Here is a 25,087-nt window from a genome sequence, read left to right on the forward strand (position 1 = left end):
CCCCCTGATCGACGGATATTCTTTTGACGCGCTTGCCTGATCTTCCCGTTACCCGCATTCTGCCGCAACTGGATACGGCCATGGACACCCATGCAAGCGCGGTTCTGGTCGCGCCGCCGGGTGCGGGCAAGACGACGCTGGTGCCGATCCATATGCTGGATGCGCAGTGGCGCGGCGATGGCATGATCGTGCTTCTGGAGCCGAGGCGACTTGCTGCCCGCGCGGCTGCCCGTCGCATGGCCGAGCTTTTGGGCGAGGAGCCGGGCGAAACGGTCGGCTACCGGATGCGTCTGGAGAGCAAGGTCTCGGGCAGGACGAAAATCCTTGTCGTCACTGAGGGCGTCTTTGCGCGGATGATCCTTGATGATCCGGACCTCAAGGGTGTGGCGGCAGTGCTGTTCGACGAGTTTCACGAGCGCAGCCTCGATGCGGATTTCGGGCTGGCGCTGGCGCTCGATGTGCAGGCGGCCTTGCGCGACGATCTGAAAATTCTGGTCATGTCGGCAACGCTCGACGGTGCGCGTGTGGCCGCACTCCTCGGCGATGCGCCAGTGATTGAAAGCGAGGGCCGGGCCTTCCCTGTCGATATTCGTTATCGCGAACGAAAAGCCGACGAGCGGGTGGAAGACGCGCTGGCGCGGAGCATTCGCGACGCGCTGGCCGATGAGACCGGTAGCATTCTGGCTTTCCTGCCGGGGCAGGGCGAAATCGAGCGCACGGTGCGCCTTCTGGAAGATCGCGTGCCGGCCCATGTGATACTCGCGCCGCTTTATGGCGCGATGGAAGGCCGCGATCAGGACGCGGCAATCAAGCCGGCACCGGAAGGCAGGCGCAAGGTGGTTCTGGCGACCTCGATTGCTGAAACCTCCATCACGATCGACGGCGTGCGCGTGGTGATCGACAGCGGGCTTGCTCGCCTGCCGAAATATGAACCAGCCACCGGCCTGACACGGCTGGAAACGGTGCGGACCTCGCGCGCAAGCGCCGATCAGCGGGCGGGCCGCGCCGGGCGAACGGAGCCGGGCATGGCCATTCGCCTCTGGCATCAGGGGCAGACGGCATCGTTGCCCGCCTTTTCTCCGCCCGAAATTCTGGAGGCCGATCTATCCGGCCTTGTGCTCGACAGCGCCGCTTGGGGCGTGACCGATCCGGCAACACTTGCCTTTCTCGATGCGCCGCCGAAACCGGCACTGAATGAAGCCCGTGCTCTGTTGCGCAGGCTTGGCGCGCTCGACGAGGCCGGGCGTTTGACCCCCGACGGAGAAGCCATGCGCCAGCTCGCCCTGCCTGCGCGTCTTGCCCATATGGTGGCCGAGGCGGGCAAGCGCGGCGAAGTTTTAAAGGCTGCCGAACTGGCGGTGCTCTTAACCGAGCGTGGTCTTGGCGGTAACGAAACCGATCTCGATACGCGCTTTTCGCGCTTTCGCAATGATCGTTCGGACCGTGCTCAAAGGGCCAAGGGTCTGGCAAAGCGCCTTGCCGCGAATGTGCCCAATCAGGGCGCGCCCGCTGGATCAGGCATCGGGCGCATGCTGATAGACGCCTATCCTGACCGCATCGCCAGAGCGCGCGGCCAGACCGGACAATTCCTGTTGGCCAACGGTCGCGGCGGCGAGGTGGATAGCGCGATCAGCCTCAGTCGTGCACCCTGGCTGGTCGTGGCGGATATGTCCGGCAAGGCGGGCCGTGCGCGTGTTCTTTCGGCTGCCGAAGTGTCGGAAGCGGAAATCCGGTCAGCTCTCGGCGAGCGGATCGAGAGCGGGCGACAGGTCGTCTATGACCCCGAAAAGAACGCGCTCAGGGCGCGTGAAGCCGTGCGCATCGGCGCCATCGCCCTTTCGGAAAAGCCACTGGCCGCGCCATCGGGCAGCGCTGCCGATGAGGGCGTGATCGCCGCCCTGCGCGAACATGGGCTTGGCATTCTGCCCTGGGGCAAGGAAGCTGAAATTCTGCGTCGCCGTCTTGGCTGGCTTTATCGCGGGCTTGGCGATCCATGGCGATCCATGGACGACGAGCATCTGCTGGAGACGCTGGAAGACTGGCTGCTGCCCTTCCTCACCGGTGAAGCGCAACTCGACCGCATTCCGGGTCACGTGCTGAAAAACGGCTTGATGAGCCTTGTGCCCTTCGATCTTCAGCGCAGTGTGGATCAACTCGCGCCAACGCATTTCACCGTGCCTACCGGCTCGCATATTCCAATCCGCTACGATGCCGAAGAGCCGGTGCTGGCCGTCCGCGTGCAGGAACTGTTCGGACTTGGTGTGCATCCATCTATCGCCAATGGCAAGGTGCCTTTGCTGCTGGAACTTCTGTCGCCCGCCCATCGCCCGATCCAGATCACCCGCGATCTGCCGGGCTTCTGGAAAGGATCATGGGCCGATGTCCGGTCCGACATGCGTGGGCGCTATCCAAAACATGTCTGGCCGGAAGACCCGGCCAATACGGAAGCGACCCGCCGGGCAAAGCCGCGCGGAACCTAACACGAAGCATTAACCGCCTGCGACCGGATAACGCAGTTCCGCTTGCATTCCTGTCTTCGCTTGCCCCATAAGGGGCGGGATAGAGGGACAGCAGAAAATGCACGCAGAGTTCGAGAACCGCGCTTCCAATCTTTCGCGCCGCCCGCGTTTGACCACGCTGGTTCGTGTGCGCTGGCTGGCCATCGCCGGACAGACGGCAGCCGTCATGCTGGTGGCGCTTTACCTGCAATTCCCCTTTGCAGTCGGTATCTGTTTTGCGCTGATTGCCTGCTCGGCCTGGCTCAATCTCTATCTGGCCTTTCGTTTTCCGACCAATCACCGGCTGAACCCGGAAGCGGCGAGCCTTGTGCTGGCCTTCGATATTCTGCAACTGGCGGGCCTGCTTTATCTCACCGGCGGGTTGCAAAACCCCTTCGTCATCCTGATGATCGTGCCGGTCATCATTTCGGCCACCTCGCTTTCAGCCCGGCACACGCTCGCGCTGGCTTTACTGGTCGTGGCCTGCACATCGGTGCTTTCGGTGCGGCACGAGCCGCTGCCCTGGTATCCGGGGCAGGAACTGAACCTGCCCTTCCTGTTCGTGATCGGCATCTGGTGCGCGATCACCTCGGCACTGGGCTTTACCGGTGTCTATGCCTATCGCATCGCGGAAGAAGCGCGCCAGCTGGGCGATGCTTTGAGCGCTGCGGAACTCATTCTCCAGCGCGAACATCACCTCACCGCTCTGGATGGTCTCGCCGCTGCTGCCGCTCACGAGCTGGGAACGCCGCTCGCCACCATCGCGCTGGTGGTGAAGGAAATGCAGCGTTCCTATGCCAAAAATCCGGTTGATACGGGGCTTGGCGAAGACATTGCGCTTTTGCATTCGCAGACGCAGCGCTGCCGTGAAATTCTGCAACGGCTGACCAGCTTGTCCTCGGAAAACGAGGAGCATATGTCGCGCCTGCCATTGTCCTCGCTGATCGAGGAAGTGATTGCACCGCATCGCAATTTCGGTGTCACCATCGACGTGGAGAAGGTGGAAGGGCCGAAGCCCGAGCCGGTCACGCGGCGCAATCCCGGCCTGCTTTATGGCCTCGGCAATCTGGTAGAAAATGCTGTCGATTTCGCGCGCGGCAATGTCAGTGTCACCTGGGGCTGGACCGACAATCAGGTCAGCGTGACCATTCAGGACGATGGCGAAGGTTTCAAGCCGGAAATCCTCGACCGCATCGGTGAGCCCTATATGACCAGCCGCGACAGCACCCGCAATGGCGGCGGGCTTGGCCTTGGCCTGTTTATCGCAAAAACCTTGCTGGAGCGTTCCGGCGCACAGATTGCGTTCCGTAATCGAAGCAATCCGGGGCAGGGGGCAGAAGTCAAAGTGGTTTGGCCGCGTTCAACCTTCACCCACGTCTGACGCAAAACCGCCTCGCAAAATTGTTTTTGCTCAACTTCTTGTGTTGTCTTTTAGAATTATTAATCAAATACAATGATTTATAGTCTGGCGTAAAATTCATGGCCGTAGAAATTGCTTCAACGATTCAATGGCTATTTGACTTTTTGACGCAGGGGTATCAATAAGGGATCAAAAATACAGGCAGGAAGCACCCGATGGACGACTTGAAGCAGGAAGACAGCGAAGCCATAGGCAACGACCCCACCCTCCTTCTGGTTGATGACGACAAACCTTTCTTGCAACGCCTGGCCCGCGCCATGGAAAGCCGGGGCTTTCAGGTGACCACAGCGGAATCGGTTGAAGAAGGCATCGCCGCCGCCAAGGCCGCAGCGCCCGCCTATGCCGTGGTCGATATGCGGCTGGGAGACGGCAACGGTCTCGACGTCATCGAGGCCATTCGCCTGCGTCGTTCCGATACGCGTGCCATCGTCCTCACCGGTTATGGCAATATCGCCACCGCCGTGAATGCGGTTAAGCTCGGAGCCATCGACTATCTGTCGAAGCCTGCCGATGCGGATGAAGTCTTTGCAGCCCTGACCCGCCGTCCGGGCGAAAAAGTCGCTCCGCCGGAAAACCCGATGTCTGCCGATCGCGTCCGCTGGGAGCATATCCAGCGCGTTTACGAGATGTGCGAGCGCAATGTTTCGGAAACCGCGCGCCGTCTCAACATGCATCGCCGTACCTTGCAGCGCATTCTCGCCAAGCGCGCGCCGCGCTGAGGCCTTGATTCTGCATTTTGGCGTTCGCCCGCCGAAAATTAGTAATTTCTTAATTCAGTGAAAAATCCAGTAAAACCTCCGTGTTTTGCTGGATTTTTTTATTAGAGGGGATTTCAAAGGTAATTTCCCTATATTGTGTATCATTCCTAGTGGATTGTTCTAAAGTTGAATATAAAAATCTATAATAATAAGGCAACTAAGGCACATCCCGAAAAGTGTGAAACGGTTTTCGGATAAGATGTGCTCCAAAAACAAATAGTTAGAGCGGTCCTGGTGCCGCTCTAGGGGCATTCGGAGGAGAATGCTGCGCCTTGTTCCATCGCAGCCCGGTTCTCTTGTGCTCGAATGCGCTATCTAACATTCAAGGCAACACATGACTGCTCATACTGATGCACCTTCGAGCGCCACCGCCCGCCGGCGAGCGCTTATCGCCAGCTTGACTGGCAGCTCCATCGAATGGTTCGACTACTTTCTCTACGGCACAGCCGCCGCGCTTGTTTTCAACAAGCTGTTCTTCCCCAACTTCGACCCTGTCGTCGGGTTGATGCTGTCTTATCTGTCGTTTTCGCTGACCTTCTTCATCCGTCCGCTGGGCGGCGTGATTTTCGCGCATATCGGCGACCGTATAGGCCGCAAGAAGACGCTGGTCATCACGCTGTCGCTGATGGGCGGTGCAACCGTTCTCATCGGTCTGCTGCCGACCTATGAGCATATTGGCGTCTGGGCACCCATTTTGCTGATCCTGCTGCGCATGGTGCAGGGGCTCGGCATTGGCGGCGAATGGGGCGGTGCTCTGCTGCTGGCCTATGAATATGCACCTGCCAATCGCAAAGGCTTCTTCGGTAGCGTTCCGCAGGTCGGCGTAACCATCGGCATGTTGCTGGCGACGCTTTCGGTCAGCCTGATGGTCACCCTGCCGGATGAATCCTTCATGGCCTGGGGCTGGCGCGTTCCCTTCGTGCTGAGCGCGGGTCTGGTTTTCCTCGGCCTTTGGATCCGTAACGGTCTCGACGAGACGCCGGAATTCAAGCAGGCGAAGGAAAGCGGCAATGTCGCCAAGATGCCGCTCATTGAAACCCTTCAGAACCATTGGCGCGAAGTGCTGATCGCCGCTGGCCTGAAGGTCGTGGAAACAGCACCGTTCTACATCTTCTCTACCTTCGTGGTGAGCTATGCGGTGAGCACACTTGGCTTCGAAAAGAGCGCGGCGCTGAACGCCGTGATGATCGGCGCGCTGGTCGCTTCAATCCTGATCCCGACCATGGGTCTCGTGTCCGATTATGTTGGCCGCAAGACGGTCTATGTCGTCGGCTGCATCCTGCTCGGCCTGTTCATCGTTCCCTACTTCATGCTGCTCGACACCAAGACCGTCTGGGGCCTGACGCTGGCAACGGTTATCAGCTTCGGCGTTCTCTGGTCGCCGATCACCGCTGTTCTGGGCACGCTGTCGTCGGAAATCTTTGCGACCAAGGTGCGCTATACCGGCATCACGCTCGGCTACCAGCTGGGTGCCGCGCTGGCTGGCGGTACTGCGCCGCTGATCGCCACCTGGCTGCTCGCCAAATATGAAGGCAGCTGGCATGCGGTCGCGGTCTATCTGCTGGTGACGGTGCTGATTTCTCTGGTCGCCATCATCGCGATCAGCCGCAGCCGTTCGCGCCAGTAAGCGCCGCTGCTAAAACATTGAAAAGCGGGGAAACCACATCGGTTTCCTCGCTTTTTGTTTAAAAATCGCCGCCCGGCATTTCCAGTCCGGAAAGCTCGGCATAGGTGAGGCGCGCCGCGCCCGCCCGGGCAAAGCGCAGCATCAGCGCCTTGCGGGTAGCACCTGCCAGCTTGTGTTCAGGCGCATCGCGCAGGATTTCCGCGCCATAACCGTCAGAGAGAATGAAGCCGCATTCCTCCGGGAATATCTCACGCGGCACCGCCGGATGGGTGGCGAAAAACAGCCGGTCGCAATAGGCGCGATAGTCCGGCCATTTGCGATCCGCCTTCCAGTCCTCAATCGACGACTTGATCTCGACAATCCAGATTTCGCCCTTGCGGCTGACCGCAATCAGATCGGCGCGGCGGCCGGATGCAAGCGGCAGCTCCGGCAAGGTCGCAAGCCCCATATCCAGAAACAGGCGCTGCACACCACGGCGCACAAGCATGGCGTTGTCTGATTGCCGTCCGTCGGACAGCGGATGGGTCTGGTTGGGAATCACGATGGGCATGGCGGCATTTTGCGTGCGGTTTCAAAGCGAAACAACTGAAAACGCGCGATTCTTTGTGGCGATTTTTGAGTATTGGGCCGTCAAACAAGGCGAAAAAAGGCAGAAAAATGGCCTAATAAAGAATTTTTCAATTTACGGTTAACGTACAGTTAACAATACTGCCGCATCTTCAAGCATGAATGGGCGATTCGCTCCTTTTGACGGCACATTGATTCTATCTTGGGGGAATGCATGAATTCTCGCGTCCTTAAACTGACGACGGCACTTTTTCTTGCAGGCGGACTTGCTGGCTGCTCTACTGTCGGCGGAACGTTCTACACAGCCTCTTACTCGTCGGTCACCGATGCTGGCTATGTGCTTCCCGCCATTCCGAGCGAAAAGATACCGGCGCAATATCGTCGCCAGATCGTGAAGTATCAGACCGATGAAGCCCCCGGCACCATCATCGTCGATACGCAAGCGAAGTTCCTCTATTACATCATGCCGGATGGCAAGGCGATGCGCTATGGCATCGGCGTCGGGCGTGAAGGGTTTGGCTGGTCGGGCACGGCCCGCGTTGCCATGAAGCGCGAATGGCCGACCTGGACGCCGCCATCGGCAATGATCAAGCGTCAGCCGGAACTGGCGAAGTTCCGCAATGGCATGGACCCGGGCCTCAAGAATCCGCTCGGCGCGCGTGCGCTCTATCTGTTCAACAAGGGTGGTGATACCGGCTATCGCCTGCACGGGACGCCGGAATGGTGGACCATCGGCAAAGCCATGTCGTCGGGCTGCATCCGTCTGATGAATCAGGATATCATCGATCTCTATGATCGTGCCGAACAGGGCGCAAAGGTTATCGTGAAGCAGTAAATAATGCTATATCGGCGATACACGACATTAAAGTGGTGATCGTGTATCGCCGAACTTATTTTCAAATAGTTTAAAGTCTGTTTTCAGAGCAGTGCGGGAAATATATCTGCATATTGCAGAATGACATCTGAAACGGAGTGCATAAAGTATCCATATGCCTCCTTTAGTTCTTCCAAGTCTGAACTGCCGATCGGTATATGAAACATCATGTCCTCTTTCTTGAAACATGAGTGAATCTATACTTTTTACGGGGCGCTGCAATCGCCATAGTTTGGTACACGATAAGTACGATGATATCGCTTATACTTAATATACGATATGCGCCAGGACGGCGTTGAGCGCGGCGCTTTCATAAAAAAACGCCGGTCTGGCGATCCGGCGTTTTTCAGATTTCAGTTTGTGAGACCGATCAGATCTGTTCGACCTGCTGCACTTCCGGCACGAAGTGACGAAGCAGGTTCTGGATACCGTGCTTCAGCGTCGCGGTCGACGACGGGCAGCCCGAGCAGGCGCCCTTCATGTTGAGAAACACGGTGCCGTTTTCGAAGCCACGGAAAGTGATGTCGCCGCCATCCTGCGCAACGGCAGGGCGAACGCGGGTTTCGATCAGTTCCTTGATGGTTTCGACGATTTCGGTATCGGCCTCATCGAAGAATTCTTCATCTCCATGAGCGGCTGCGGCGTCTGCATTGGAGTTGTCAGCCATGGCCGAGGCGCCCGACATGAAATGCTCCATGATCGTGCCGAGGATTGCAGGCTTCAGGTGCTGCCATTCGCCATCGTCCTTGGTGACGGTAATGAAGTCATAGCCGAAGAAAACGCCGGTAACGCCCGGAACGGCGAACAGCTTGGCTGCCAGCGGCGACGTGTTGCCGGCGGATGAAGCATCGCGGAAATCGGCGGTGCCTTCCGGCATGACCACCTTCCCGGGCAGAAACTTCAGGGTCGCCGGATTGGGCGTGGTTTCAGTCTGGATGAACATGCCAGTTCTCCGCTTTCAATTTTGGAACTGTTCTAATAATAGCGAAACCGCGCAGAAACAAGGGCTGTCGCTCTCAGGCGCGTTTCAGTTGCTATCAATATAGGGTGATTGCACAACAGTTGCAAATTCGTCAGGCCGTGGCGAAAAGAGTGATTTTCGAGTACCGGAGCGGAACGTATTTAAAGGTACGTGAGCACCGGAAGCCTCGCATAATCCCGAAAAGTTGCAGACTTTTCGGATCAGATTATGCGAACGCAAAACTCAAAATTGCTCTTTGCAGCCCGGCATCACGAAGAATGCAACTGTTGCGTCAGGTCACCGCATCAATGTCGTCATCGGTCAACCCTGCGGGAACAACGGTGACGGGGATGGGAAACTGGGCGCGGCCAGCCAGCGATTGCACGAGAGGGCCGGGGCCTTCCTTGCCGGAACCGGCAGCGAGAACCAGAATGGCAATGTCCTGGTCTTCCTCGATCAGGCTGAGCAGCTCTTCCGCTGTCTGGCCTTCACGGATGCTAAGTTCGGGTTCGATGCCCTGATCTTCACGTACGACGGCGGCGAATTTTTCCAGCGCGGATCGCGCTCGATCCTGCGCTTCGGCACGCATGATTTCGCCGACGCCCAAAATTTGCTGGAAATCGGAGTCATCAATAACGAAAAGCAGAATGAGCGAGCCGCTCGTGTTTTTGGCACGGCGTGCGGCATAGGCGACAGCGCGCCCGCATTCGGGCGTTTCATCGATGACGGCGAGAAATTTGCGTCGGTGACCGGATTCCCGGCTTAGTCGTTTGGATACCATGGCCGCAATTTGCCATCAGGATTGGCCGCCTGCAAGCCAGCATTCTTTGCTATGGCCCTGAACAGCAGGCAATTTCACAAAAACAAGGGCGACCGCAAAAAACCAGTCGCCCTTGGTGACGCTGTTGAAAATCAGTTCTGCAACCAGCCGATAATGTCGCGCACATCGCGCATGGTCTTCTCGGCGATCACACCTGCGCGCTCGCCGCCGTCCCGCAAAACGCTGTCGATATGGGCCGGATCGGCCACCAGACGGCGCATTTCATGGGTGATCGGCGAAAGCTTCGTCACGGCCAGTTCGGCCAGTGCCGCCTTGAATTCCGAGAACTGGCGCCCGCCAAATTCGCCAAGGATATCTTCCTTCGACTGCGAGGCGAGAGCCGCATAGATTCCGACCAGATTGTCCGCTTCCGGACGACCGGACAGACCATCCAGTTCCGATGGCAGGCCATCGGAATCGGTCTTGGCCTTGCGGATCTTCTTGGTGATCGTTTCTTCGTCGTCGATCAGATTGATGCGCGACAGGTCCGACGGATCGGATTTCGACATTTTCTTGGTGCCGTCGCGCAGCGACATGATGCGCATAGCCGGACCCGAAATCATCGGTTCGGTCAGCGGGAAGAAGCCCGAAACCTTCTCGTCGCCCACCTGCATATCCACGCCGATGCCAAGCGATGCAATACGGTCGGAATAGTCATTGTTGAATTTTTGCGCGATATCGCGCGTCAGCTCCAGATGCTGCTTCTGGTCTTCGCCAACGGGCACGGCGGTGGCGCGATAGAGCAGAATGTCGGCAGCCATCAGGCTCGGATAGGCAAAGAGGCCCAGCGAAGCATTTTCGCGGTCCTTGCCGGCCTTGTCCTTGAACTGCGTCATACGGCTCATCCAGCCGATGCGCGCAATGCAGTTGAACACCCAGGCCAGTTCCGCATGCTGCATGACACGGCTCTGGTTAAAGACGATGCTCTTCTGCGGATCAATGCCGGAAGCCAGAAACGCCGCCGTCACTTCGCGGGTGGATTGCAGCAGTTCAGCCGGGTCGGGCGACACGGTCAGCGCGTGCATGTCCACGACGCAATAAATGCATTCTTGGGTCTTCTGGACCTCGACCCACCGCTTGATCGCCCCCAGATAATTGCCGAGGTGGAGATTTCCGGTCGGTTGGACGCCGGAGAAGACAAGCGGTTTGAACGTGCTCATGGTTCTATCCTAAAAATGAACCCCTGCCGGTGGAGAGCAGGGGGCTTTGATGATGTGGCGTGTTTTCGCAGAGACGCAGAGGCGTTTCAAGGACAATTATGCGTCACTCTCGGGCTCTTTCTTGACCGCGCCGCGTTTGACATTGCGGCGGATCATGCCGGTATTTGCACCGCCGAGACCGAAGGCGAGGCCGAAATAGACAATCATCGCGGCAATCACCATGGCGCAGACTGTTCCGGCTCGAACGACAAAGGGCGCAGCGGAAGAAAGCTCATAGGCGAAATGGCCGATGGCATAATGAATGCCAAACGCCATGACGCCCGCCGCGATCAACAGGCGCGGAATGCGGGTGAGAAGCGGAATATCCTGTCCCCAATGGCCGCGTTTCACGAGCGTTGCAAACAGCAGAACGGCATTGACCCAGCCAGCCACGATTTCTGCTGTGGCGATGCCGGTCGGGCCGAGACGCGGGAACAGCGTGATGGCAAGCGAAACATTCACCGCAACGGAAATGGCCGCGAAGATCATCGGCGTACGCGTATCCTCGCGGGCGAAGAAGCCCGGAATAAACGCCTTGATCAGCACGAAGGCGGGCAGACCAAGACCGTAGATCGCCAGAATGTTGGAGACGACGATTGTGGAATCCGGGCTGAATTTGCCGCGCTCGAACAACAGCCGCACGATGGGCTCCGACATGACGAGCAGTGCGGCGGCGGCTGGTAGCGTGAGGAACAGCGTGAACTCGACCGAGCGGTTTTGCAGGTTCGAGGCTTCCTTCATGTGGCCGCCGCGCAAGGCGCGCGACAGTTCCGGCAGAAGCACGGTGGCAACTGCAATGCCCACGACGCCCAGCGGCAGCTGATAGATGCGGTCGGCATAGACCAGTGAGGAAACAGCGCCTTCCATGCCGGAAGCGATGTTGGTGTTGATGAGCAGGTTGATCTGCGTGATGCCCCCGGTGATTGCGGCGGGCAGCGCCAGCACCAGCAGCCGCTTGACGTTTGCAGTCAGGCGCGGACGGCGAAAGCCGATCTTGATGCCCGCATTGCGCACCGCGAGCCAGACGATGGCGAGCTGCACCAGACCTGCCGCCATGACGCCCCAGGACAGGCCGTAGCCGACAGTCAATGGATCATGACCGCGCCACCAGGCAAAGGCCAGAACGCCGATCAGGATGATGTTGAGGAAGACAGGCGCTATCGCTGCCGCGAAATAGCGGTGCAGCGAGTTGAGCATGCCGCCCATCATCGCCGCCAGCGACATGCAGGCGAGATAGGGGAACATGATGGTGGCGAGCCGCACCGTGTTGTCGAACTTCACCGGATCGTCCATGAAGCCCGGCGCAATGACGGTGCGCACGATAAACGGCATCGAAAGTTCCATCACGATGGTCAGCGCCAGCAGCACCGTGAACAGCACGCCGAACACTTCCTCGGAGAAGCGGCGGGCGCCGTCCATGCCGTTCTTTTCGATTTCCTTGGCGAAAAGCGGCACGAAGGCCGAGTTGAATGCGCCTTCGGCGAAAAGCCTGCGGAACGTGTTCGGAAAGCGGAATGCTGCGTTGAAAGCATCGGCCACCGGGCCGGTGCCGAGCGCTGCCGCCATGAACATCTCGCGGGTGAAGCCGAATATGCGGCTCATCAGCGTGCCGGATGCCACCGTGGCGAACTTTTTGACCAGACTCATGCTTTTGAGAAACCTAACTTATGCTGCCTGCGACGAGCGGCCATTGGCCTTGCTGCCGTTTTCGCCGCTGAGCAACGCAAGAACCTTGCGCCGGATATTGCCCTGGCGGGTGGCGTTTGAAATCTTGTGACCCACGAGGTCCGTTACATAAAAACTGTCGATGACCTTTTCGCCGAAGGTCGTGATATGCGCCGAAGCAATATCCAGCGAAAGGTCGGAAATAAGGCCAGTCAGTTCCGACAAAAGGCCGGGACGGTCCAGACCTTCCACTTCGATGACGGTGAACTTGTTCGACAGCGTGTTGTTGATCTCGACACGCGGTTCCACGGTGAAGGCCTTGGCGTTCTTCTTCGGCTTGGTGCGCTTGGCCAGCACATCGGGCAGATGCGCCTTGCCGGAAAGCACATCTTCGATCACCTTGCCCACGCGCTCGGCGCGGCGGCGTTCATCCTCATCCAGATCGAATTCGCGGCTGATCAGGATCGTATCGAGCGCGCGTCCGTCGCCGGTGGTGAAGATCTGCGCATCGACGATGTTGCCGCCTGCGGCAGCGCAGGCGCCGGTGATGATCGACAAGAGGCGCGGATGGTCGGGCGCAAGAACGGTGATTTCGGTCACGGCTTCGAAGCTCTGTGGCTTGGCCATGGTGGCAAGGGCGCGGCCCGCCCGGTCGGCTTCGCGGATGAAATGGGCGTGGCGCACCTGATCGTCTAGGCTGACGGTCAGGAAATAATTGATGTAATGCAGGCCAAGATAGGCGTCGCGCTCAGGCGTTGGCCAGTCGGAAAGCTTTTCGGCCAGCGCTTCACGGGCCTGCCGGTCGCGGTCGGCGCGCGACAGCTCGGAGAAGCCGCCGGTCAGCACCAGTTCGGTTTCATAGAAAAGCGTGCGCAGAAGCTGGCCCTTCCAGCCGTTCCAGACACCGGGGCCGACGGCCTTGATATCGCAGACGGTCAGGATCAGGAGCAGCTTCAGCCGTTCCATGGTCTGCACCGTGTCGCCAAAGTCGATGATGGTCTTGCGGTCGTTGAGATCGCGCGACTGGGCCACCATGCTCATGGTCAGATGTTCGCGCACCAGCCATTCCACCGTCTCCGTCTCGGAAGGGGAGAGGCCGAAGCGCGGGCAAAGCTTGCGGGCAATGCGGGCACCGGCAATCGAATGATCTTCCGGGCGACCCTTGGCGATATCGTGCAGGAGAAGTGCCACATAGAGCAGATTGCGGTCGCGCTTGATCGTGGTGATTAGATGGTTGGAAAGCGGATGCTCGTTTTCCAGTTCGCCATGCTCGATTTCCGACAGCACGGCAATGCAGCGTAAGAGATGTTCGTCCACCGTATAGTGGTGATACATGTTGAACTGCATCATGGCGACGATCTTGCCGAAATCCGGGATGAACTTGCCCAGCACGCCGGATTCGTTCATGCGGCGCAGGATCAGTTCGGGATTGCGCGGCGATGTCAGAACGTCGAGGAAAAGCTTGTTGGCTTCGGGGTTCTCGCGCAGATCGGCATTGATGAGTTTCAGCGAGCGGGTCAGCTGCTGCATCGCTTCCGGGTGAAACTCCAGCCCGTGCTTGTCGGCCAACTGGAAGATGCGGATGATATTGACCGGATCTTCCGAAAACACGTCGGGGCGCGCGGTGTTGATGCGATGGTTTTCGGAGACGAAATAGCCATCGGTCGAAAGCTTGCGCTTGCGGCGCGAAAAGGTGAGGAAAATGCGGTTGAAGCCCGGCACATGCTTGGCCTGTTCCTCTTCCAGCGCGGCGCAGATGATGCGGGTCAGGTCGCCGACATCCTTGGCCACGAGGAAATAATGCTTCATGAAGCGCTCGACATGGTTCTGTCCGGGATGCGCGGTATAGCCAAGGCGCTGGGCGATTTCCGGCTGAATGTCGAAGGAAAGGCGCTCTTCCGCTTTCAGCGTGGCGAAATGCATGTGGCAGCGCACAGCCCAGAGAAAATCTTCCGCCTTGTTGAAAATGCGCAATTCGGCACGTGACAGCACGCCGAGCTTGACCAGCTCTTCCTTGGTTTTGACGCGATAGAAATATTTGGCGATCCAGAACAGCGTATGCAGATCGCGCTGGCCGCCTTTGCCTTCCTTGACATTGGGCTCCACCAGATAGCGCGTCTCGCCCGCCTTGCGGTGGCGTTCGTCGCGCTCGGCAAGCTTGGCCTGGATGAATTCGGGCCCGGTATCCTTGACGATTTCCTCATCGAAGCGGGAGACGAGCGCGGTGAACAGATCCTTGTTGCCGGTGAGAAAACGCGCGTCGAGAATGGCGGTGCGGATCGTCATGTCTTCGCGCGACAGCCGGATGCACTCATCGATATTGCGTGTCGAGTTGCCGACTTTCAGCCCCATGTCCCAGAGCATGTAAAGCATATATTCGACGACCTGCTCGCCCCACGGCGTCTGCTTGTAGGGCAGCAGGAACAGAAGGTCGATGTCGGAACCCGGCGCCAGCCCGTTGCGCCCATAACCGCCGACTGCGACGATGGCCATGTTTTCCGCCTTGGACGGATTGACCATCGGATAGACCTTGGTGGTCGCAAATTCGAACAGCGCCTCAATCAGCGTGTCCATGAGATAGGAGAGGCGGCGGGCGCAGAGCGTGCCGCCGCCATCCTTCATCAGCAGCCCTTCCGCATTGGCGCGACCGCGTACCAGCGCATCTTTTAGCGCGTGCAGGACCACCTTGCGCACGGGAAGGCTCGTATAGCTTTCGTCGGTCGAATCCGCCAGCTCATTGAGCTTGCGACGGAGCGTTTCGGGATTGACGATCTCTTCCAGCTTCAGGTCGTGTGCGCTCATGCGGCTTGCAGGTCCGGCTTTTCGGGAAAGGAATTGCGGTGACAAGACTATCCTATAGCGGCTTTTACAATGGATGAATATGCAAAAGGAAAGGCCGGGTTTCCCCGGCCTTGTTTGTTATTATTCGCTAATATTTCAGTTCGTCGCATTATAGGCCGCGATAGCCGCCATATTGACGATATCGGAATCCTTCGCGCCGATGCTGACGATCTGCGCCGGCTTGTCGAGACCGACCAAAAGCGGGCCAATAATGGTCGCGCCGCCCAGTTCCTGCAACATATTGGCGGCAATCGACGCCGAATGATTGTCTGGCGTTACGATGACATTGGCGGGACCCGACAGGCGGATGAACGGATATTGTTCCATTAGCTTAGGGTTCAGCGCCACATCAGCGCTCATTTCGCCGTCGAATTCGAAATCGACATGGCGCGTGTGGAGAATGCGCACCGCTTCCTGAATGCGGGCCGAGCTTTCGCCGCCCATATGGCCGAAGGTCGAGAAGGCGGTGAGCGCAACGCGCGGCACATAGCCCATGCGACGCGCCATGCCTGCGGCTTCCACCGCAATATCGGCAAGCTCGTCGGCGGTCGGCTTTTCATGCACGGCCGTATCGGCGATGAACACGGTGCGACCGCGGCAGAGCGCGATGGAAACACCAACCACGCGATGGCCGGGCTTGGAATCGACCACGCGGCGCACATCTTCCAGGCCGACCGCGTAGTTGCGGGTCACGCCCGTCACCATGCCATCGGCATCGCCCAGCGCCACCATGCAGGCCGCGAAATGATTGCGGTCATTGTTGATGAGGCGGTGGCAATCGCGCGCCAGATAGCCCTTGCGCTGCAATTTCTCATAGAGATAGTCGGCATAGGCCGAATTGCGGCTGGAAAGGCGCGCATTGATGATCTCGATGCCGGGGCGGTCGAGGTCCATGCCTGCGGCTTTGGCAGTGTCCTTGATGCGCTCGTCGCGACCGACGAGGATGGCGGTGCCGAGCCCCTGATTCACATAGGAAACGGCGGCGCGCATGACCTGCTCTTCTTCACCTTCGGCAAAGACGATGCGCTTTGGCTGGCGACGCACACGCTCGTAAATCCCGCGCAGCGTCGAGGCGATCGGATCGCGGCGCGCCGACAATTCGCTCTTGTAGCCTTCAAGGTCGGTGATGATGTGACCGGCAACGCCGGTTTCAATCGCGGCCTTGGCGACGGCTGCCGAAACGGAAGCGAGCAGACGCGGATCGAACGGCACCGGAATGATATAGCTCGGGCCGAAGCGCGGGCGGCTGCCCTGATAGGCGGCGACCACATCGTCCGGCACGTCTTCGCGGGCAAGCTCCGCCAGCGCATTGACGGCGGCGATCTTCATCGCGTCGTTGATCGTCGTGGCGCGCACGTCGAGCGCACCGCGGAAGATGTAAGGGAAGCCAAGCACATTGTTGACCTGGTTCGGATAGTCCGAACGACCGGTGGCGACGATGGCGTCATCGCGAATGCGGGCGACTTCTTCCGGGGTGATTTCCGGGTCGGGGTTGGCCATCGCGAAGATGATCGGATTGGGCGCCATGGCGCGCACCATCTCTTCGGTCAGGGCACCCTTGGCCGAGAGGCCGAAGAACACATCCGCATCTTTCAGCGCATCGGTCAGCGAACGGCGGTCGGTCTTGACCGCATGCGCCGATTTCCACTGGTTCATGCCTTCTTCACGGCCCTGATAGACGACGCCCTTGGTGTCGCACAGGATGATGTTTTCCGGCGCAAAGCCCATGGCCTTGATCAGCTCGATACAGGCGATGCCCGCGGAACCTGCGCCATTGCAGACGAGCTTGGTCGTCTTCATGTCGCGTCCGGTCAGATGCAGCGAATTGATCAGACCGGCGGCAGCGATGATCGCGGTGCCATGCTGGTCGTCGTGGAAAACCGGAATGTCCATCAGCTCGCGCAGGCGCTGCTCGATGATGAAGCAGTCTGGCGCCTTGATGTCTTCCAGATTGATGCCGCCAAAGGAGGGCCCAAGATAACGCACAGCGTTGATGAAGGCGTCGATATCGGTCGTATCGATTTCAAGATCGATGGAATCGACATCGGCAAAGCGCTTGAACAGAACGGCTTTGCCTTCCATGACCGGCTTCGACGCCAGTGCGCCGAGATTGCCGAGGCCGAGAATGGCGGTGCCGTTGGAAATGACGGCGACGAGATTGCCCTTGGCCGTATAGTCATAGGCGCGCGCGGCGTCTTCCGCGATGGCCTTGACCGGCACGGCCACGCCCGGCGAATAGGCCAGCGACAGGTCGCGCTGGGTGGTCATCGGTTTTGTAGGGTTGATTTCCAGCTTGCCGGGGCGGCCCTGCGCGTGAAAGTCGAGCGCTTCTTTCTCACTGGCTGTGGGTGTGCGTTCTGGCGTGTTGCCCTTCGGCGTCGAGACTGGCATGTTCCCTCCGGAATCTTGTGCGGTCGCATTCGATAGCGCCAGTCTGGAAATGTGTAAACAGCGCTTTTGGGAATAGTTATTCATTCAAAAACGAACGAATGCGTAATTTAATAACGCTGGTCGTGCAAAACACGCAACAAAATAAGGTTTTATAGCATGGACGTGCGGGGCGAAAACGACAAGCCGGAAGCGGAAGAAAATGCCGCACAGGAAACGGTTGTCCGTCTCACGCCCATGATGGAGCAGTATATCGAGATCAAGGCGGCGAATGTTGATTCGCTCCTGTTCTATCGCATGGGTGATTTTTACGAGCTGTTCTTCGACGATGCGGTGGAAGCGTCGGGCGCACTTGGCATCACGCTGACCAAGCGCGGCAAGCATCTGGGCGAAGACATTCCCATGTGCGGTGTGCCCGTCCATGCCGCCGACGATTATCTGCAAAAGCTCATTGCCAAGGGCTATCGCGTCGCCGTCTGCGAACAGGTGGAAGACCCGGCGGAAGCCAAAAAGCGCGGCTCGAAATCCGTGGTGCGCCGCGATGTGATCCGTCTGGTGACGCCCGGTACGCTGACGGAAGAAAAACTGCTTGATCCGTCGGAGGCCAATTTCCTGATGGCGCTTGGCCGCACCAAGGGAGACGGCGCGCTGGCGCTTGCCTGGATCGACATTTCCACCGGCACATTCCGCGTTGCCGAAACCACCGAAGAGCGGCTTTTTGCCGATATCATGCGCGTCGATCCGCGCGAGCTGGTGGTGGCCGATACGGCGTTTCACGATCCCGAATTGCGCCCGGCCTTCGATCTGGTCGGCAAGGCGGTGTCACCGCAGCCGGCAACCCTGTTCGACAGTGCGGCTGCACAGGCGCGCATCCAGCGCTATTACGATGTGGCGACGCTGGACGGTTTCGGCCAGTTCAGCCGCTCGGAGCTGTCGGCCATTTCCGGCGCCATCGCTTATATCGAAAAGACGCAGATTGCCGAGCGTCCGCCGCTGATGCGGCCGGAGCGCGAGCATGAAGGCGGCACGATCTTCATCGACCCCGCCACGCGCGCCAGTCTGGAACTGGTGCGCACCATGTCGGGAAATCGCGATGGCAGCCTGCTCAAATCCATCGACCGCACGGTCACTGGCGGCGGGGCGCGGCTTCTGGCGGAGCGGCTCACCGCGCCGCTGACCGATCCCAAGGCAATCGCATTGCGGCTTGATTCCGTGTCATTCTTTCTCAGCGAGCAGACGCTTTGCAACGGAATGCGGGCAGAGCTGAAAGGCGTGCCCGACATGCCGCGCGCGCTGTCGCGTCTGGCAGTGGGGCGCGGTGGTCCACGTGATCTGGGCGCGTTGCAGCGCGGTTTTGAGGCAGCGGGCACGCTGGTCTCGCTGTTGGAAGGCGCGCTTTTGCCGGAAGAGCTGGCTGCGGCGCGGGATGCGCTCGACGCCATGCCTGCGGCTTTTGCCGTGCATATCGACCGGGCGCTGGCCGACGAGCTGCCGCTGTTGAAGCGCGACGGCGGTTTCGTGCGCGAGGGCTACAACACCGAACTGGATGAAATGCGCGCCTTGCGCGACCAGTCCCGCCGGGTGATCGCCGGTTTGCAGGCTGACTATATCGAGGAAACCGGCATCAAGTCGCTGAAGATCAAGCACAACAATGTGCTTGGCTATTTCATCGAAGTGACGGCGAATAATTCCGGCGCGATGACCGATACGGATGCCGCCAAGGGGCGCTTCATCCATCGTCAGACCATGGCCAATGCCATGCGTTTCACGACGACGGAACTGGCCGCGCTTGAAAGCAAAATCGCCAATGCCGCCGACCGCGCGCTTTCTATCGAACTCGCCATCTTCGAAGAACTGACGGCGGAAGCCGTCTCTCATGCCGATGCGATCCGCGCTGCTGCAGCCGCTCTTTCGGTCTTCGACGTTTCGGCAGCGCTTGCCGTGCTGGCCGAGGAACAGGGCTATTGCCGCCCGATGGTCGATGCCAGCCTGTCCTTCAACATCGTGGCCGGTCGCCATCCGGTGGTGGAACAGGCGCTGCGCCGTCAGGCGGCCAATCCATTTGTTGCCAATGATTGCGATCTCTCGCCGCAAAGCGACGCTGGCAATGGCGCGATCTGGTTGCTGACCGGGCCGAATATGGGCGGTAAATCGACCTTCCTGCGCCAGAATGCGCTGATCGCGATCCTCGCCCAGATGGGTTCCTTCGTGCCTGCGGGCGCCGCGCAGATTGGTGTGGTAGACCGGCTGTTCAGCCGCGTCGGCGCTTCCGACGATCTGGCGCGCGGACGCTCGACCTTCATGGTCGAAATGGTGGAAACGGCGGCAATCCTCAATCAGGCGGGCGAACGTTCGCTGGTCATCCTCGATGAGATCGGTCGTGGCACTGCCACCTTCGACGGGCTTTCCATCGCCTGGGCGGCGGTGGAATATCTGCATGAGAAGAACCGCTGCCGGGCTTTGTTCGCGACTCACTTCCACGAGATGACCGCACTTTCGGAAAAGCTGGAGAGGCTTTCCAATGTCACGATGCGGGTCAAGGAATGGGACAATGATGTCGTCTTCCTGCATGAAGTGGCCAAGGGGGCTGCCGACCGGTCCTATGGCGTTCAGGTGGCACGGCTGGCCGGTCTGCCGGAAGCAGTCGTCAACCGCGCGCGTGATGTGCTGCACCAGTTGGAAGCTGGCGAAACATCCGGCAAAGCCGACAAACTGATCGACGATCTGCCGCTCTTCTCCGTTGTGCTGCAACAGGAAAAGCCGAAGCCGCAGGCATCGGCAAAGGACAGCGAACTGGCAAGGGCGGTGGCAGGCATCAGCCCCGACGAGCTGACGCCCCGTGAAGCGCTCGACCTGATCTATAAGCTGAAGGAACTGGCCGGGAAGGCGTGAGGGCTTTCGGAAGCCTCGCCCTTCGATCCTTCGACGGGCTCAGGATCGAAGGGCGAGGGGAAATAGCTACAGACTACACGAAGCGGTTTGCTTCAGCGCCGTAATAGGTGATGTAGCGGCTGGAGATGCGCTCGATCGGCAGGATGATGAACACATCGGTTGTGCCGAAGGCCTCATCGATCACCGCGCCGTCGCCGATCATCGCGCCGAGGCGCAGATATCCCTTGACCAGTGGCGGCATGGAGAACAGCGCAACCTTGTTGTTGATCGCTTCCTTTGGCATCAGGTCCATCGGCTGATAGCGATGCGGCAGTGCGCGCACATCCCAGTCGGGCGTGGCGCGGCAATTCTGGTGCAGGAACGACAGGCCGAGCGCGTGGGCGGCAGGAACCGCGCCATGAAACGAAGCGCAGCCGAACATGACGTCAATCGAATGGCGGCGGCAATAGGCCCATGCGCCCTGCCACAGCAGCTCGACGGTGCGCTTTGAACGATATTCCGCCTTCACGCAGGAGCGGCCAAGCTCAAGCAGCTTGAGATTGGGGCGGGACAGCGCCAGGCGCTGCACGTCATATTCATCCGCCGAATAGAAACCGAGCGCCTTGTCGGCCTGATCGCTGCGCATCAGCCGGTAAGTGCCGACGATCTGCTGGTGCTCGGGGACTGGCAGGGCCGTGTCATAGACGAGAAGGTGATCGCAGATCGTGTCGAAACGGTCGGCATCGCGAAGCTCCACGGCCTCGATGGATTCCTTGCGCGCACCCATTTCCTCGAAGAACACGCGGAACCGAAGTTCCTGCGCGGCCTCGATGGCCTCACGGGAGTTTGCAAGTCGCACTTCCAGCGAGCCGATACGTCCGAGAACGATCGGGTCTTCACCGGTTGCGAATAGCGCCTGTTGTGCTTCTAAGCCTGACATGACCGTATCATCAATGATTTGCTGGCCCATTCCAAGCAGTACTGTCATGATGATTCGCTCCTGATTTGTCTATTCACGTATTCCTGAACCTTTTCCCACCGATTAGGCAGTGGAATTGGCCTTCTCATTTATAGGTCGGCGGCGCAACCTGAACTGCATCTGGCCGACGTACTAGAGAGCGAGTGCTACGTGAGGATGACAGAAGCGTGTCACCAATGTGTCATTTCGGCTGGGCGCCGCTTATCCCCTTCAAAAGTCTTTAAAATTACAGCCTTCACGTTATGCGAAAGCCCAATAACGATCAAGTTACCCGGGTGCCCGCAATATATTGGGGGTCATATGAGTGGCTTATCGGGCAGCGCGTTCGCGCCGCCAGCCGAGGAATTCTTCCAGAATGATCAGCGCCGCGCCGATGGTGATAAAGGTGTCAGCAAGATTGAAGACGGCAAACGACCATGTCGGCAGGTGGAACAGGATATAATCCACCACATAGCCATGCATCACGCGGTCGATCAGATTGCCGATGGCGCCGCCGATCACCAGCGCAAAACCATAGCGCGCAAAGACGCGGTCATGCGCATTCGTCCACCAGAGATAAAGCACGAAGACGATGACCGCAGCTGTCAACGCCAGCAGACCCCAGTCGTGCAGCCCGGCGAGCATGGAGAAGGCGATGCCTTCATTATGCGTGCGAAACAGCGCCAGAAACGGCAGCAGGTCGATCTGCTGGGCGTAGTCCATGCGGGTTTCGACCAGATGCTTGACGCCCTGATCAATCAGAAACGTGAGAATGACGACGAAAAGCGAGGACAGAACCGCGTGGCGCTTCATGACTAACCTCTTTCGTCGAGGGTAAGCGCCTCACGGCGGATTTCATAGAGCATGACGCCGGTGGCGATGGCGAGATTGAGCGAATCGGCGCGGCCTGCCTGCGGAATGCGCGCAAGCTTGTCGCATGCATTGGCGAGATTGTCCGGCAGGCCCTGCTGCTCATTGCCCATCATCAGCACGACAGGCTTGTTGGCATAGGGAATGGTGCGGTAATCGACAGCGCCCTTCAGATGCGTGCCGACGATCAGACCGGAGAAACCCTTGCGCCAGTTGAGGAAGTCATTTTCCGTCGTCTTGTAGAGCGGTACGGAAAAGACCGACCCCATGGTGGCGCGCACGGTTTCGAGCGAATAGGGATCGGTGGTGTCACCGATCAGGATGACGCCTTTTGCCCCGACTGCGTCGGCGGTGCGGATGACCGTGCCGAGATTGCCCGGATCGCGCACGCGGTCGAGCGCGATATAAACATCATTGTGCTTCGGTCTGAGGCTCGCCAAATGCTGGTATTGCTGTTCGAAAACGCCAACCACCACCTGGGGATTGTCGCGGCGGGTGATCGCGGCAATCACCTTTTCGGTCACTTCCAGCACCAGTCCGCCCTTGGCGAAGGTGCGGGCGGCGACCTGCTCGACCATTTTGTTGCCCTTGCCGGATTTGGCGAAAACCAGCGTCTTGATGCGCCAGTCCTGCTCCAGCGCGTCGATGACGAGCTTCAGCCCTTCGGCGAGGAACACGCCCTGCTGATCGCGGAATTTCTTCAGCGCCAGCGAGCGCAGATCCTTGACGATCGGGTTGGTCAGGCTGGTGACTTCCTTCACCTGACCGACTTTGGAGTGCTCACCTGAATGATTACCGCGCGAACCGCTGTTTCTGGAAAAATCGTCGTTACGGCTCATTTGGCTACCCAGCGGCTGAACATGGATGTTGAAAGCGCGCGCCCAGCAGAACGCTCACGCAGAATAAGTTCGCCCGATTCGACTGTGCCGCCAAGGCCGGTGAAGCGGTCGCGCATCAGCTCATGAATCGCGAAAAACGATGCGCGGATCGAATAGGCTGTCAGGATCACGGCGAGCGGCTTCGGCGTCAGGATCGAACGGCACGTATCGACCATGGCGGGCAGATGCTCGAACAGTTGCCAGACTTCGCCGCTCGGTCCGCGCCCGTAGGCGGGCGGGTCAAGCAGGATAATGTCGTAGAAACTGCCACGGCGTTCTTCGCGCGCCACAAATTTCATCGCGTCTTCGCAAATCCAGCGGATCGGCTTGTCCGACAGGCCCGCCATTTCCTGATTTTCGCGCGCCCAGATGATGGCTTTTTTCGACGCGTCCACATGAGTGACTTCCGCACCGGCGCGGGCTGCAACCAGCGAGGCAACGCCCGTATAGCCGAACAGGTTCAGCACCTTCACGTTGCGTCCGGATTTCACGCCATCGCGGATAAGGCCATCCATGAAAGACCAGTGCGCGGCCTGTTCGGGAAATACGCCGACATGGCGGAAAGAGGTGAAGCGACCGTGGAAGGAAATGCCGTCATGCTGCATCGGCCATGTTTCGCCGAGCGGCACTTTCGGGAACGCCCAGCGTCCGATGCCTTCCTCGTCCGTATTGCCGGTGAAGACCGCATCGGCCTGATCCCATTCCTTTTGCGGCAGGCTGGGCAGCCAGATCGCCTGACCTTCCGGGCGAACGATGCGGTAGAGACCGTATTGCTCAAGCTTCAGCCCGTTGCCGCTGTCGAGCAGCGCATAATCGGCGGACGGTTCTGTTTCGAGGATGACCGGGAGTTTTTCGCCCGGGCGAGGGCCGGTATAGGGCTTGATTTCGCGCTGCGGGGCGGCGGGACGTTCGCGTTCTTCGGCGGCTACCGGCTTTGGGCCTGCCTTGGCAAATTGCGGACGCGGCTTTTTGAACGCCTGGCCTTTACCCGGATTGGCGGATTCAAACTTGTTTTCATGACGCGGCGCATCATGCTTCGCGCGTTCAAAACCGCGATCCTGTTTGCCACCCGACGGCTTTTTGCCTTTTCCCTTTGGCGCTTTCACCCGAAACTCCAATCACAGTGATTGCGGTCTAGGTAGGATAAACAAGGCCGGTGTGGAAGGGGAAAACGACGTTCTTTCCCGTGCGCAGGCCTTTTCAGGGCCGGAAAACCCGGAAGTTTCGCTTCCGGGCTTGCGAAGAGGGGGCGTTTCAGGTGTTCGCGACCGATGTGTTGCGCCTCTCGGCGGCTTCTGCGCGTTCCAGCAGACGGGCTGCTTCCTGCTTGCTGTCACGAACGCGGCGGCGGTGCTTGCCCTGCGTTAGCCAGGTCACAGCAGAGCCGATCACCACGCCGACGAGCAGCGCGCCAAACAGCCAGACGAACAGCGGCGCGCTGTAGGACAAGGCCGGATTGCCCGGATTGAACGGATCAACCGTCAGGATCGTGGACGCACGATTGGCAACCGACAGCGCGATCAGAATGACCGCGAGCGGGACCAGAATGACGATTGCGACAATACGTTTTGCCAGCATGATCTTCTATCAGACGGCGCCGTTGAGACGGTCGCGCAGCTCCTTGCCGGTCTTGAAGAAGGGAACCCACTTTTCTTCCACATCCACCGTTTCACCGGTGCGCGGGTTGCGACCACTGCGGGCGGGGCGGTTCTTGACCGAGAAAGCGCCGAAGCCACGCAGCTCGACGCGGTTACCGTCCGCGAGTGCATTGGTGATCTCGTCGAAAACCGCGCCGACGATGTTTTCGACATCGCGCTGAAAGAGATGCGGATTGCGGCTGGCGATAATCTGAACGAGTTCCGATTTGATCACGGCTTTACCCCTGTTTCCTG

General features: G+C 59.2%; 19 protein-coding genes. 6 read left to right on the forward strand and 13 right to left on the reverse strand.

Annotated features, from left to right (window positions below):
* Positions 1-23 precede the first annotated feature (23 nt).
* The 4 genes from hrpB (at position 24) to HWD97_RS05465 (ending at position 6,303) form a co-directional block, all read left to right on the forward strand.
* A complete protein-coding gene (gene hrpB, locus HWD97_RS05450) occupies positions 24-2,480 on the forward strand; it encodes an ATP-dependent helicase HrpB (RefSeq protein WP_371834858.1) in 2,457 nt (818 codons plus the stop codon).
* 97 nt (positions 2,481-2,577) lie between these two features.
* Complete coding sequence (locus HWD97_RS05455) at positions 2,578-3,879, forward strand: ActS/PrrB/RegB family redox-sensitive histidine kinase (RefSeq protein WP_121537102.1); 1,302 nt, start codon at positions 2,578-2,580, stop codon at positions 3,877-3,879.
* A gap of 194 nt (positions 3,880-4,073) precedes the next feature.
* A complete protein-coding gene (gene regA / locus HWD97_RS05460; protein ID WP_078339656.1) occupies positions 4,074-4,637 on the forward strand; it encodes a global response regulator transcription factor RegA in 564 nt (187 codons plus the stop codon).
* Positions 4,638-5,010: 373 nt separating this feature from the next.
* Positions 5,011-6,303 carry an MFS transporter gene (locus HWD97_RS05465; protein WP_121537104.1) on the forward strand — a complete coding sequence of 431 codons (1,293 nt, stop codon included), beginning with the start codon at positions 5,011-5,013 and terminating at the stop codon, positions 6,301-6,303.
* Between the two features lie 58 nt (positions 6,304-6,361).
* Here HWD97_RS05465 and HWD97_RS05470 read toward each other — a convergent pair whose 3' ends face one another.
* The gene (locus HWD97_RS05470) at positions 6,362-6,853 is read right to left on the reverse strand and encodes an MmcB family DNA repair protein (RefSeq protein ID WP_109368168.1); all 492 of its coding nucleotides are present in this window, start codon (positions 6,851-6,853) and stop codon (positions 6,362-6,364) included.
* A gap of 231 nt (positions 6,854-7,084) precedes the next feature.
* Here HWD97_RS05470 and HWD97_RS05475 point away from each other — a divergent pair, with 231 nt between their 5' ends.
* The gene (locus tag HWD97_RS05475; protein ID WP_121537106.1) at positions 7,085-7,705 is read left to right on the forward strand and encodes a L,D-transpeptidase; all 621 of its coding nucleotides are present in this window, start codon (positions 7,085-7,087) and stop codon (positions 7,703-7,705) included.
* A gap of 409 nt (positions 7,706-8,114) precedes the next feature.
* On the opposite strand, the gene HWD97_RS05480 is transcribed toward HWD97_RS05475, so the two are convergent.
* From HWD97_RS05480 to HWD97_RS05505, 6 genes are all read right to left on the reverse strand, one after another.
* The gene (locus tag HWD97_RS05480; RefSeq protein ID WP_121537108.1) at positions 8,115-8,687 is read right to left on the reverse strand and encodes a NifU family protein; all 573 of its coding nucleotides are present in this window, start codon (positions 8,685-8,687) and stop codon (positions 8,115-8,117) included.
* 310 nt (positions 8,688-8,997) lie between these two features.
* Positions 8,998-9,486: a universal stress protein gene (locus HWD97_RS05485; RefSeq protein WP_109368171.1), complete on the reverse strand. Its 489-nt coding sequence runs from the start codon at positions 9,484-9,486 to the stop codon at positions 8,998-9,000.
* 131 nt (positions 9,487-9,617) lie between these two features.
* Positions 9,618-10,685 (reverse strand): tryptophan--tRNA ligase, encoded by a 1,068-nt coding sequence (gene trpS / locus HWD97_RS05490; protein ID WP_109368172.1) that lies wholly within the window; start codon positions 10,683-10,685, stop codon positions 9,618-9,620.
* A gap of 96 nt (positions 10,686-10,781) precedes the next feature.
* Positions 10,782-12,371, reverse strand: a complete 1,590-nt coding sequence (gene murJ / locus HWD97_RS05495; protein WP_121537110.1) for a murein biosynthesis integral membrane protein MurJ — start codon at positions 12,369-12,371, stop codon at positions 10,782-10,784.
* An 18-nt stretch (positions 12,372-12,389) separates the two neighbouring features.
* A complete protein-coding gene (locus HWD97_RS05500; RefSeq protein ID WP_109368174.1) occupies positions 12,390-15,191 on the reverse strand; it encodes a [protein-PII] uridylyltransferase in 2,802 nt (933 codons plus the stop codon).
* A gap of 135 nt (positions 15,192-15,326) precedes the next feature.
* On the reverse strand, positions 15,327-17,621 hold the full coding sequence (locus HWD97_RS05505; RefSeq protein WP_109368175.1) for an NADP-dependent malic enzyme: 2,295 nt from the start codon (positions 17,619-17,621) through the stop codon (positions 15,327-15,329).
* Between the two features lie 156 nt (positions 17,622-17,777).
* On the opposite strand from HWD97_RS05505, the gene mutS reads away from it, so the two are divergent.
* Positions 17,778-20,510, forward strand: a complete 2,733-nt coding sequence (gene mutS / locus HWD97_RS05510; protein ID WP_121537112.1) for a DNA mismatch repair protein MutS — start codon at positions 17,778-17,780, stop codon at positions 20,508-20,510.
* A gap of 73 nt (positions 20,511-20,583) precedes the next feature.
* Here the strand turns inward: mutS and HWD97_RS05515 are convergent, their stop codons facing one another.
* The 6 genes from HWD97_RS05515 to HWD97_RS05540 form a co-directional block, all read right to left on the reverse strand.
* Entirely contained in the window at positions 20,584-21,477 is an 894-nt protein-coding gene (locus HWD97_RS05515) for a GNAT family N-acetyltransferase (RefSeq protein WP_180917927.1), read from the reverse strand.
* Positions 21,478-21,777: 300 nt separating this feature from the next.
* A complete protein-coding gene (lspA, locus tag HWD97_RS05520; RefSeq protein WP_371834859.1) occupies positions 21,778-22,260 on the reverse strand; it encodes a signal peptidase II in 483 nt (160 codons plus the stop codon).
* A gap of 2 nt (positions 22,261-22,262) precedes the next feature.
* Positions 22,263-23,156 carry an RNA methyltransferase gene (locus tag HWD97_RS05525; protein WP_121537116.1) on the reverse strand — a complete coding sequence of 298 codons (894 nt, stop codon included), beginning with the start codon at positions 23,154-23,156 and terminating at the stop codon, positions 22,263-22,265.
* The gene (locus HWD97_RS05530) at positions 23,153-24,301 is read right to left on the reverse strand and encodes a class I SAM-dependent methyltransferase (RefSeq protein WP_371834860.1); all 1,149 of its coding nucleotides are present in this window, start codon (positions 24,299-24,301) and stop codon (positions 23,153-23,155) included. The genes HWD97_RS05525 and HWD97_RS05530 overlap by 4 nt, the downstream gene beginning before the upstream one ends.
* Positions 24,302-24,449: 148 nt before the next feature.
* A complete protein-coding gene (locus HWD97_RS05535) occupies positions 24,450-24,773 on the reverse strand; it encodes a lipopolysaccharide assembly protein LapA domain-containing protein (protein ID WP_121537120.1) in 324 nt (107 codons plus the stop codon).
* Between the two features lie 9 nt (positions 24,774-24,782).
* Positions 24,783-25,067, reverse strand: coding sequence for an integration host factor subunit beta (locus HWD97_RS05540; protein WP_061344837.1), 285 nt, complete (start codon positions 25,065-25,067; stop codon positions 24,783-24,785).
* Positions 25,068-25,087 lie beyond the last annotated feature (20 nt).

Source organism: Ochrobactrum sp. C6C9 (genome assembly GCF_022627935.1).
GTDB lineage: Bacteria > Pseudomonadota > Alphaproteobacteria > Rhizobiales > Rhizobiaceae > Brucella > Brucella teleogrylli.

Excerpts from the sequence above, each read along its gene's own strand:
- HWD97_RS05455 (WP_121537102.1), top strand. The coding sequence starts at position 2,578 with ATGCACGCAGAGTTCGAGAACCGCGCTTCCAATCTTTCGCGCCGCCCG.
- regA (WP_078339656.1), top strand. The coding sequence starts at position 4,074 with ATGGACGACTTGAAGCAGGAAGACAGCGAAGCCATAGGCAACGACCCC.
- HWD97_RS05465 (WP_121537104.1), top strand. The coding sequence starts at position 5,011 with ATGACTGCTCATACTGATGCACCTTCGAGCGCCACCGCCCGCCGGCGA.
- HWD97_RS05470 (WP_109368168.1), bottom strand. The coding sequence starts at position 6,853 with ATGCCCATCGTGATTCCCAACCAGACCCATCCGCTGTCCGACGGACGG.
- HWD97_RS05475 (WP_121537106.1), top strand. The coding sequence starts at position 7,085 with ATGAATTCTCGCGTCCTTAAACTGACGACGGCACTTTTTCTTGCAGGC.
- HWD97_RS05480 (WP_121537108.1), bottom strand. The coding sequence starts at position 8,687 with ATGTTCATCCAGACTGAAACCACGCCCAATCCGGCGACCCTGAAGTTT.
- HWD97_RS05485 (WP_109368171.1), bottom strand. The coding sequence starts at position 9,486 with ATGGTATCCAAACGACTAAGCCGGGAATCCGGTCACCGACGCAAATTT.
- trpS (WP_109368172.1), bottom strand. The coding sequence starts at position 10,685 with ATGAGCACGTTCAAACCGCTTGTCTTCTCCGGCGTCCAACCGACCGGA.
- murJ (WP_121537110.1), bottom strand. The coding sequence starts at position 12,371 with ATGAGTCTGGTCAAAAAGTTCGCCACGGTGGCATCCGGCACGCTGATG.
- HWD97_RS05500 (WP_109368174.1), bottom strand. The coding sequence starts at position 15,191 with ATGAGCGCACACGACCTGAAGCTGGAAGAGATCGTCAATCCCGAAACG.
- HWD97_RS05505 (WP_109368175.1), bottom strand. The coding sequence starts at position 17,621 with ATGCCAGTCTCGACGCCGAAGGGCAACACGCCAGAACGCACACCCACA.
- mutS (WP_121537112.1), top strand. The coding sequence starts at position 17,778 with ATGGACGTGCGGGGCGAAAACGACAAGCCGGAAGCGGAAGAAAATGCC.
- HWD97_RS05515 (WP_180917927.1), bottom strand. The coding sequence starts at position 21,477 with ATGACAGTACTGCTTGGAATGGGCCAGCAAATCATTGATGATACGGTC.
- lspA (WP_371834859.1), bottom strand. The coding sequence starts at position 22,260 with ATGAAGCGCCACGCGGTTCTGTCCTCGCTTTTCGTCGTCATTCTCACG.
- HWD97_RS05525 (WP_121537116.1), bottom strand. The coding sequence starts at position 23,156 with ATGAGCCGTAACGACGATTTTTCCAGAAACAGCGGTTCGCGCGGTAAT.
- HWD97_RS05535 (WP_121537120.1), bottom strand. The coding sequence starts at position 24,773 with ATGCTGGCAAAACGTATTGTCGCAATCGTCATTCTGGTCCCGCTCGCG.